At 38.3% G+C, this 470-nt stretch carries 1 protein-coding gene; it reads right to left on the reverse strand.

Features of this window, described 5'->3' with window-relative positions:
• A partial coding sequence (locus AC1DND_RS29385; protein WP_477586564.1) for a histidine kinase dimerization/phospho-acceptor domain-containing protein occupies positions 1 to 378 on the reverse strand: 378 nt, incomplete at its 3' end.
• Positions 379 to 470 lie beyond the last annotated feature (92 nt).

Here is a 470-nt window from a genome sequence, read left to right on the forward strand (position 1 = left end):
GCTCTTAGCTTCTGTCATTTCTTTGAGTTCGATGTTCTGAAAATCGGGAATCAGGTTATTTTCAATTTTGGCCAACAATAATAGTGATTGATGCAATCTCGATAATCTGCCTGTAGCATGATAAATATCTTCCAATAATGCGCCCTGCTGCTCGGTAAACGACTCTGTTTGCAGCAAAGAATCTAATTTAGAATTAATTACGGCTAATGGAGTCATCATTTCGTGCGAGGCATTATCGGTAAAACTTTTAAGTTCCTTATAGTCTTGCCGCACTCTTTCGGCCATGGCATTTACAGACTTGTTAAGCTCGTTAAACTCATCAATTTTAGTTGGCTCTTGTTCAATAGTATCCATTCGGGTTACTTCGAAAGCTTTCATCTGGTTCAAAATAGAATAAAAGGGACGCCAAAGCCTGCTCAGTACAAATCTGTTGATCAGCAATAAGGATAAAAGCAAAACAACCGTAATTC

Source organism: Pedobacter sp. 01N416 (assembly GCF_056399685.1).